A 7,960-nucleotide genomic window follows, 5' to 3' on the forward strand; every position below is an offset into this window, starting at 1 on the left:
GCCGGGCTTTCTTTTTGGGTGGGCCACGCCGCCGAGTCTGCGTCCACGGCGACGAGCACTCGCACTTTGCCGCCATGGGTGCAGAGTCGACACCCGATTTCATCCACAACCTCGGTCGGTCGGTCGCCGAATCGTCGACTTGTGTCTGCGCTGACGGCCAGCATGCAGACATGAGCGATGTGCCCTTCGTGGGGTCGGAAGCCTTGGCGTCTGGTCGCCTGACACGCTACGAACTGCGTCGCGACCACCGCGCGATCATGCCGAACGTCTACCTGGACAAGCGACTCCGCCCGTCATTGCGTCAGCGCACCAACGCGGCGTGGCTGTGGTCGGGTCGCGAGGCCGTGGTCGCTGGGCTCGCGGCTTCGGCGCTCCACGGTGCGAAGTGGGTGGACGACGAGGTGCAGGTCGAACTGATCTGGCGCAATGCTCGTTCGCCGCGAGACGTCGTGACCCGTGCCGACCTCCTGCTGGCCGACGAGGCGCAGCGGATCGCAGGACTCGACGTCACCACGCCGGAACGCACGGCGTTCGACCTGGGCAGACGTGGACGACTCGAGCAGGCGGTCGCCCGGCTGGACGCTCTTGCGGCAGCGACGGGGTTCGCGGTCGACGACGTCGCCCGCTTGGCGCTCGCACACCCAGGCGCCCGCGGTCTGCGACAACTTCGGCAAGCCCTTGGCCTCGTCGATGCAGGTGCCGGGTCGCCGAGAGAAACGTCGTTGCGACTCATGCTGATTGGGGCTGGATACCCCCGGCCGAAGACTCAGATCCCGATTCTCGGGCCCGATGGGCGGGCGAAGTACTACCTCGACAGGGGATGGGAGGACCTCACGTTGGCGGTCGAGTACGACGGCGACCATCACCGAAGCGATCCCGTGCAGTTCGGCTACGACATCGAGCGGATGGACTTCGTGAACGGTGTCGGATGGCACGTGATCAGAGTTGCGGCGGCGATGCGGCGCGCCGAGGTATTGCGACGAGTGCAACGGGCCTGGGAGTCGCGTCACTCTGCGCTGACGGCGACCTCTACTCGTACTTCATCGCCACCAACGCAGAGTGAGCGCAGGCGAACGGCCTAGCTCAGCCGCTCGATGATCATCGCCATGCCCTGCCCGCCGCCGACGCACATCGTCTCGAGACCGAACGTCTTGTCGTGGGTCGTCAGGTTGTTCAACAGCGTGGCCGTGATGCGAGCGCCGGTCATGCCGAACGGATGGCCGAGGGCGATTGCGCCACCCGACACGTTGAGCCTGTCCTCGTCCATGCCAAGTTCTCGCGCCGAGCCGAGCACCTGCACGGCGAACGCCTCGTTGATCTCGTACAGGTCGATGTCGGCGATCGACATGCCGGCCTTGGCAAGGGCCTTCTTCGATGCCTCGATCGGGCCGAGGCCCATGATCTCCGGCGACAGGCCCGACACGCCGGTGGACACGATGCGCGCCAGCGGCGTCAGCCCCAGTTCCTTGGCTCGGGTGTCACTGGTGATGACCACCGCGGCGGCACCGTCGTTCAACGGACATGCGTTGCCCGCGGTGATGGTGCCATTCGGCCGGAACACCGGCTTGAGCTGACTGATCTTCTCGTAGGTGGTGCCTGCGCGCGGACCGTCGTCCTTCGACACCGTCGTGCCATCGGGCAGGGTCACCGGCGTGATCTCGCGCTCGAAGAAGCCGCTGTTGATCGCCTCCTCGGCGCGGTTCTGGCTGCGGACCCCCCAGTGGTCCTGGTCCTCGCGGCTGATCCCGGTGAACAACGCGACGTTCTCGGCGGTCTGGCCCATCGCGATGTACACGTCGGGCAGCAGACCGTCCTCGCGAGGGTCGTGCCACTCGGTGGCGCCCAGAGCGGCCTGCTCCGAGCGGGCCTGCGCGTCGGCGAACTCGGCGTTCTTGCCGTTGGGCCAACCGTCGGCGCTGCCGTTCATGAAGCGCGACACCGTCTCGACACCCGCCGAGATGAAGGCGTCGCCCTCGCCCGCCTTGATTGCGTGGAACGCCATCCGCGTGGTCTGCAGCGACGACGAGCAGTAGCGGTTGACCGTGGTGCCGGGCAGGAAGTCATACCCCAACTCGACGGCCACGGCCCTGCCGATGTTGAAGCCTGCCTCTCCCGCGGGTTGCCCGCAGCCCATGATCAGGTCGTCGATGTCGCGTGGATCGAGGCCGGGCACCTTGTCCAGCGCGGCCCGCACCATCTGCGCGGCGAGATCGTCGGGCCGCATCTCGACCAGCGATCCCTTGCCTGCGCGGCCGATCGGTGAGCGGGCGGTCGAGACGATGACGGCTTCGGGCATGACGGACGGCCTCCTAGTCAGGGCTTGCGAGTAGCTACAGCGAACCTAGCCCGTGACTGACGGGACCAGCGGTGCGGGTACGCCTGTGGTGCGCCGCCACACTCGCGTCAGCGCGCTTAGCCGCGCCAACGGGGAGTCGTCCCTCGACCGTGAAGTCAACGCGGGCTCGACGTCGGAATCGGCCGTCCACTCGCCGAGCTGGGTGCACAGCGCGGGCAGCAGCTGCGACGCGGCGAGCAGATAGCCTGCGGCGGACGGATGGAACATATCGGTGGAGAACAGCACGTCGGGCGCCTTGCGGAACTCGGGTGCCAGCAGATCGGAGAAGGGCACCGGCACCCCGCCCGCCGCTCGCACGGCCGAAGCCTGCGCGTGCGCCAGCCGCAGCCCGATGGTGCGGGCAACCAGGCGGAGGGGCTGCGGAATCGCCGTGATGACCCCGAAGTCGGGACACGTACCCACGACGACGACGGCACCACTGGCCCGCAGCCGACTGACCGCCGCACCCAGCCGTCGCGCCGAGGGCCCGATGCCGTTGACTGCCGTGACGTCGTTGGCGCCGATCATGACGACGGCTGCATCCGGGGGAGGGCCTGCCACGAACATCGCGTCGATCTGCCCGGACAGCCCCTTGGACGTGGCGCCGACGATCGCCTTGGTGCTCAGCCTGATCCGCTTGCCCGACTGCTCGGCGAGCCCGCGCGCGATGAGCACGCCGGGCACTTCGTCGGCGACGACGCAGCCGTAGCCCGTCGCCGTCGAATCGCCGAAGACCATCAGATGCAGATCGAAGGGTACGTCGCGGCGCCACTTCTCGACCGGCCCGCCGCCCGCGGTGTAGACGCCGTCGGCGCGAGGCGGGACGTCCCACGCCTTCGGAATGACCTGACGGGTCTGATCGGCCTGGTCGTGCAGCAAGTTCCGGGCGCCGACGTACGCGGAGCCCGTAGATGCGAGCGTTGCGGCAGCGGCCAGGGCGATGGTCGACCTACGCGGTGCACGAATGACCACGGACTCATTTTAGGGGCGAATTGACGGTTGTCAGCGTGGCGACCAACATCGAGCGGTCACGTTGCGGTATCAAGTCCGGTACGAAATCGACCAGTTTGAACGTTGAACTAATTGGGGATGTCAAGCTAAGTTACCCATGTTTGGCTGAGTGGCAACTGAACCGGGTACTACAACGGCGTAGGAAGTGGTGGCGATGACCGCACCGAGCAAGATGTCGAGCCCGTCCGGGTCAGCTATAAGTGCTGCTAGAACGCGTAAGGCGCGCAGATTCCCCGTCAGTGACGGAGCCCCCGTCGAAGTCGTCGAAAACGGCCCGAGCCTAGCTGGAAGACTGTTTGCTCTTGCAGCGTTGGCGACCATCAAGCCGGCGCTGACGGTCGGAAGCTACGTGCCACGGATGCCGTGGCCCTTCGGCGTGGTCGACGTGATGGCACGCGTCATGCGGCCCGCACCGGGCACCGTCCGCGCCACCATCGCGCTCCCGAACTGCACCGCCCAACTCGTCCGAGCCGCGGGCGTGCTGCCCGCCGACGGCAAGCGCAGCGTGATCCTGTATCTCCATGGTGGCGCATTTCTCACCTGCGGCGCCAACTCCCATGGTCGACTGGTCACGGCACTGTCCAGCTTCGCGGACGCGCCCGCCTTGGTCGTCAACTACCGGATGATCCCCAAGCATTCGATCGGTCAAGCCATCGAGGACTGTTACGACGCCTACAAGTGGTTGCGGCTCAAGGGGTACGAACCAGAGCAGATCGTCCTCGCGGGCGACTCGGCAGGCGGATACCTGTCCCTGGCGCTCGCGCAACGGCTCCAGTACGAAGGTGAACTCCCCGCGGCGGTGGTGACCATGTCGCCGCTGTTCGAGATCGACAACGAGGGGCGCGCCCAGCATCCCAACACCCACTCGGACGCGATGTTCCCCCCGAAGGCGTTCGACGCCCTGGTGAAGCTGGTCGAGGCTGCGGCCAAGCGTCACGTGGTCGACGGTGTACCCGAGCGCGTGTACGAACCGCTCGATCACGTCGAACCCGGACTGCCACGCACGTTGATCCACGTGTCGGGCTCTGAGGTATTGCTCAACGACGCGCGGAAGGCCGCGCACATGCTGGCTGCGGCGGGCGTACCCGTCGAGGTTCACGTCTGGCCCGGTCAGATGCACGTGTTCCAGCTGGCGGCGCCGTCTGTGAAGGAAGCGACGCGTTCGCTGAAGCAGATCGGCGACTACATTCGCGAGGCCACCTGGTAACCGATCGACCGGCCTGACACGATGGACGCATGCGCATCGCGGGTCATGTCAGTGAGCTGATCGGTAACACTCCTCTCGTTCGATTGAATTCCGTTGTGCCCGAAGGGGCCGGGTTGGTCGCGGCCAAGATCGAGTACCTGAACCCCGGCGGCAGCTCGAAGGACCGCATCGCGATCAAGATGATCGACGCCGCCGAAGCCAGCGGTGAGCTCCGTCCAGGCGGCACCATCGTCGAACCGACGTCGGGCAACACGGGCGTGGGCCTGGCGCTCGTCGCGCAGCAGCGGGGCTACAAGTGCATCTTCGTGTGCCCCGACAAGGTGAGCGAGGACAAGCAAAACGTGCTGCGCGCCTACGGTGCCGACGTCGTCGTGTCTCCGACCGCCGTTCCGCCGGACCATCCGGACAGCTACTACAGCGTGTCCGATCGTCTGGTGCGTGAGATCGACGGAGCGTGGAAGCCCGACCAGTACTCCAACCCCCAAGGCCCGGCGAGCCACTACGAGACGACGGGCCCCGAGATCTGGGCTGACACCGATGGCAAGGTGACGCACTTCGTCGCCGGAGTGGGCACGGGCGGCACCATCACCGGTGCGGGACGCTACCTCAAGGAGATCTCCGGCGGTGCCGTGAAGATCATCGGGGCCGACCCGGAGGGTTCGGTGTACTCGGGCGGGACGGGCAGGCCCTACCTGGTCGAGGGCGTGGGTGAGGACTTCTGGCCGTCGGCGTACGACCCGACCGTCACCGACGAGATCATCGCGGTGTCCGACGCCGACTCCTTCGAGATGACCCGACGGCTGGCGCGCGAGGAGGCGCTGCTCGTCGGAGGCTCCTGTGGCATGGCGGCGGTGGCTGCCGTCCGCGTCGCCGAGGCGGCAGGCCCGGATGCCGTCGTCGTGGTGCTGCTGCCTGATGGCGGAAGGGGTTATCTCTCAAAGATTTTCAGTGACGCGTGGATGTCGTCGTACGGCTTCCTTCGGGACCGGCTCGACGGTTCCGTCGACCAGACCACCGTGGGCGACGTCCTGCGGCGCAAGTCCGGGGCCTTGCCGGACCTTGTGCACACCCATCCGTCGGAGACCGTCCGCGACGCCGTCGGCATTCTGCGCGAGTACGGCGTCTCGCAGATGCCGGTGGTGGGGGCGGAGCCTCCGGTCATGGCGGGTGAGGTCGCCGGAAGCGTCTCGGAACGTGAACTCCTCTCGGCGGTCTTCGAGGGCCGGGCAAAGCTCGCAGATGCCGTGTCGCAGCACATGAGTCCGCCGCTGCCGCTCATCGGAGCCGGTGAACTGGTGGGCACGGCGGCCAAGACGTTGCGCGAATGCGATGCGGTCATGGTCGTCGAAGAGGGCAAGCCCGTTGGCGTGATCACCAGGCACGACCTGCTGGGCTTCCTGTCCGACGGGAGTACCCGCCGCTAGGCGTGCGTCAGTGCAACCGGACGGGCCGACACCTCCAAAGCCGTTAGCAACGGCAATGATTCCGCGTGCTCGAATCGTCTGCGCGCGGTGATCAAGTTCTGATTTTGGCGGCCTTTGACAGGTACTTCTCGGGTATGGTGACAGCGCTCTATCCCAGCAAACTGATCACTGGAAGGCGCACATGACCGAGTACCCGCCACCTCCACCTGGTAGTTACCCGCCTCCGCCGCCGGGCAACTACCCGCCACAGGGCGGATTTGGCGGGGCGCCCGCAAAGACCAACAGCCTGGCGATCGCATCGCTGGTCTGTTCTGTCGCCGGCCTGCTGTGCGGTGTCGGATCGATCGTGGGCATCATCCTTGGGTTCGTGGCGATGAATCAGATCAAGAAGACCGGCGAGGGCGGTCATGGCCTTGCTCTTGCCGGCGTGATCGTCGGCATCGTCCTGTTGGTGCTTGGCGTGATCGGCTCGGCGGTGTACCTCTCCTAAGCTCCGGCGCGGTTTCCGCCCGCCATGGACCGCGCCCGTCGGCCGGCGCGCCAACGAACTGAATCTTGCTCGGGTGCAATGACTTGGCCGAAGACACGAACTGGTGAAGCCGTGACTCTCGCACTCAGTGGTCCACTCAGAAGGGGCAGACCATGACCACACCTGCACCGCCGCCGCAGGCTTCGGTCGCCCCGTGTCACCAATTCGGCAGTTCGCCGTCCGTCCTTCACCTCACCGACGGGCGGCGTTGTCGTCGTAACGCCCCGGATCTAGCGATCGGGGCTCGACCCGGCAAGTCGCGCCGATCATCTGGAGGTCCTGTGCGTAATCCTCGTAAGCTGCCAACGACTGAACACGAACCGCAGAAGGGCAGACCATGACCACCCCTCCTCCGCCGCCCCCCGGAAACTATCCACCGCCACCGCCCCAGGGTGGTGGCTACCCTCCTCCTGGTGGTTACCCTCCGCCGGGTGGCGACCCTTCTCCCGGCGGTTATCCGCCGCCGGGTGGCAACTACCCACCGCCACCGGGCGGTAACTATCCGCCACCGGGTGGCAACTACCCACCCCCGCCAGGGAACTACCCACCCCCGCCGGGGAACTACCCGCCCCCGCCGGGGAAGTACCCACCCCCGCCGGCTGGCAACTACCCACCCCCGCCGCCCGGGGGTGGCGCCTACCCGCCGCCGCCGCCCCCCTCCGGCGCATACGCGCCTCCGCCCCCCGGCGGCTATCCACCGGCTCCCGGATTCGGGGGAGGGAGTCAGTTCGACATAGGTCAGGGCTTCTCCTGGGCCTGGAACAAGTTCAGCAAGAACGTTGCGGCACTGATCGTTCCGACGCTGATCTACGCCGTCGTCGTCGGCGTGGTCGGGGCGATCGTCTGGGCGATCGCGCTGGCCCTCGCGCCCAGCGGTACCTCGTCGTACGAGTCCTCCGACTACGGCGTGTCCTACAGTTACTCGTCCGGCCTCGGCGCCGCGAGCATCTTCGTTCTGATCCTCGGTGGCTTGTTGCTCCTCGTCGTCATAGGGGCGGTCTCGTCGGCCTACATCGGTGGGGTGCTCGACATCGTCAACGGGCAGGCGGTGTCCATCGGCTCGTTCCTCAAGCCTCGCAACGTCGTGTCGGTCATCGTGGCGAGCCTGCTCGTCGGCATCGCCGCGTCGATCGGTTCGATCTGCTTCATCGGCGGCATCGTGGTGGCGCTCTTCGCGATGTTCACCACGTTCCTGATCGTCGATCGCAATGTCGCGCCCATCGACTCGATCAAGGAGAGCATCAACATCGTCAAGGCCAACATCGGCCCGGCGATTCTGACCTACCTGATCGCCGCGGTGATCGTGTCGATCGGTTCATTCATCTGCGGTATCGGACTTCTGGTCGCCCTGCCCGTCGCCGTGCTTTTCCAGGCCTACGCCTACCGCAAACTCAGCGGCGGCGAGGTGGCCCCGCTGACGCCGTAACACGCACCGCCGGGGACGGCTCCGCGCC

At 66.7% G+C, this 7,960-nt stretch carries 7 protein-coding genes; 5 read left to right on the forward strand and 2 right to left on the reverse strand.

The window, feature by feature from the left end; all coding sequences use genetic code 11:
• Positions 1-170 precede the first annotated feature (170 nt).
• The gene (locus tag ABW137_RS30475) at positions 171-1,082 is read left to right on the forward strand and encodes a putative endonuclease domain-containing protein (RefSeq protein ID WP_526405740.1); all 912 of its coding nucleotides are present in this window, start codon (positions 171-173) and stop codon (positions 1,080-1,082) included.
• Here the strand turns inward: ABW137_RS30475 and ABW137_RS30480 are convergent.
• Together ABW137_RS30480 and ABW137_RS30485 are read right to left on the reverse strand one after the other, a co-directional pair.
• Entirely contained in the window at positions 1,079-2,296 is a 1,218-nt protein-coding gene (locus ABW137_RS30480; RefSeq protein ID WP_526405742.1) for an acetyl-CoA C-acetyltransferase, read from the reverse strand. The genes ABW137_RS30475 and ABW137_RS30480 overlap by 4 nt on opposite strands.
• Positions 2,297-2,341: 45 nt before the next feature.
• Positions 2,342-3,307 (reverse strand): SGNH/GDSL hydrolase family protein, encoded by a 966-nt coding sequence (locus ABW137_RS30485; RefSeq protein WP_526405744.1) that lies wholly within the window; start codon positions 3,305-3,307, stop codon positions 2,342-2,344.
• A gap of 193 nt (positions 3,308-3,500) precedes the next feature.
• On the opposite strand from ABW137_RS30485, the gene ABW137_RS30490 reads away from it, so the two are divergent.
• The 4 genes from ABW137_RS30490 (at position 3,501) to ABW137_RS30505 (ending at position 7,932) form a co-directional block, all read left to right on the forward strand.
• Entirely contained in the window at positions 3,501-4,553 is a 1,053-nt protein-coding gene (locus tag ABW137_RS30490; protein WP_526405746.1) for an alpha/beta hydrolase, read from the forward strand.
• A gap of 29 nt (positions 4,554-4,582) precedes the next feature.
• The gene (locus tag ABW137_RS30495) at positions 4,583-5,977 is read left to right on the forward strand and encodes a cystathionine beta-synthase (protein ID WP_526405748.1); all 1,395 of its coding nucleotides are present in this window, start codon (positions 4,583-4,585) and stop codon (positions 5,975-5,977) included.
• A gap of 181 nt (positions 5,978-6,158) precedes the next feature.
• Positions 6,159-6,467: a DUF4190 domain-containing protein gene (locus ABW137_RS30500; RefSeq protein WP_526405749.1), complete on the forward strand. Its 309-nt coding sequence runs from the start codon at positions 6,159-6,161 to the stop codon at positions 6,465-6,467.
• 376 nt (positions 6,468-6,843) lie between these two features.
• Positions 6,844-7,932, forward strand: a complete 1,089-nt coding sequence (locus ABW137_RS30505; RefSeq protein WP_526405751.1) for a hypothetical protein — start codon at positions 6,844-6,846, stop codon at positions 7,930-7,932.
• The last annotated feature ends 28 nt before the right edge of the window (positions 7,933-7,960 follow it).

It is taken from the genome of Mycobacterium sp., assembly GCF_040509115.1.
Classification (GTDB): domain Bacteria; phylum Actinomycetota; class Actinomycetes; order Mycobacteriales; family Mycobacteriaceae; genus Mycobacterium.

Coding starts and splice junctions, on each gene's coding strand:
- ABW137_RS30475 (WP_526405740.1), top strand. CDS start 171: ATGAGCGATGTGCCCTTCGTGGGGTCGGAAGCCTTGGCGTCTGGTCGC.
- ABW137_RS30480 (WP_526405742.1), bottom strand. CDS start 2,296: ATGCCCGAAGCCGTCATCGTCTCGACCGCCCGCTCACCGATCGGCCGC.
- ABW137_RS30490 (WP_526405746.1), top strand. CDS start 3,501: ATGACCGCACCGAGCAAGATGTCGAGCCCGTCCGGGTCAGCTATAAGT.
- ABW137_RS30495 (WP_526405748.1), top strand. CDS start 4,583: ATGCGCATCGCGGGTCATGTCAGTGAGCTGATCGGTAACACTCCTCTC.
- ABW137_RS30500 (WP_526405749.1), top strand. CDS start 6,159: ATGACCGAGTACCCGCCACCTCCACCTGGTAGTTACCCGCCTCCGCCG.
- ABW137_RS30505 (WP_526405751.1), top strand. CDS start 6,844: ATGACCACCCCTCCTCCGCCGCCCCCCGGAAACTATCCACCGCCACCG.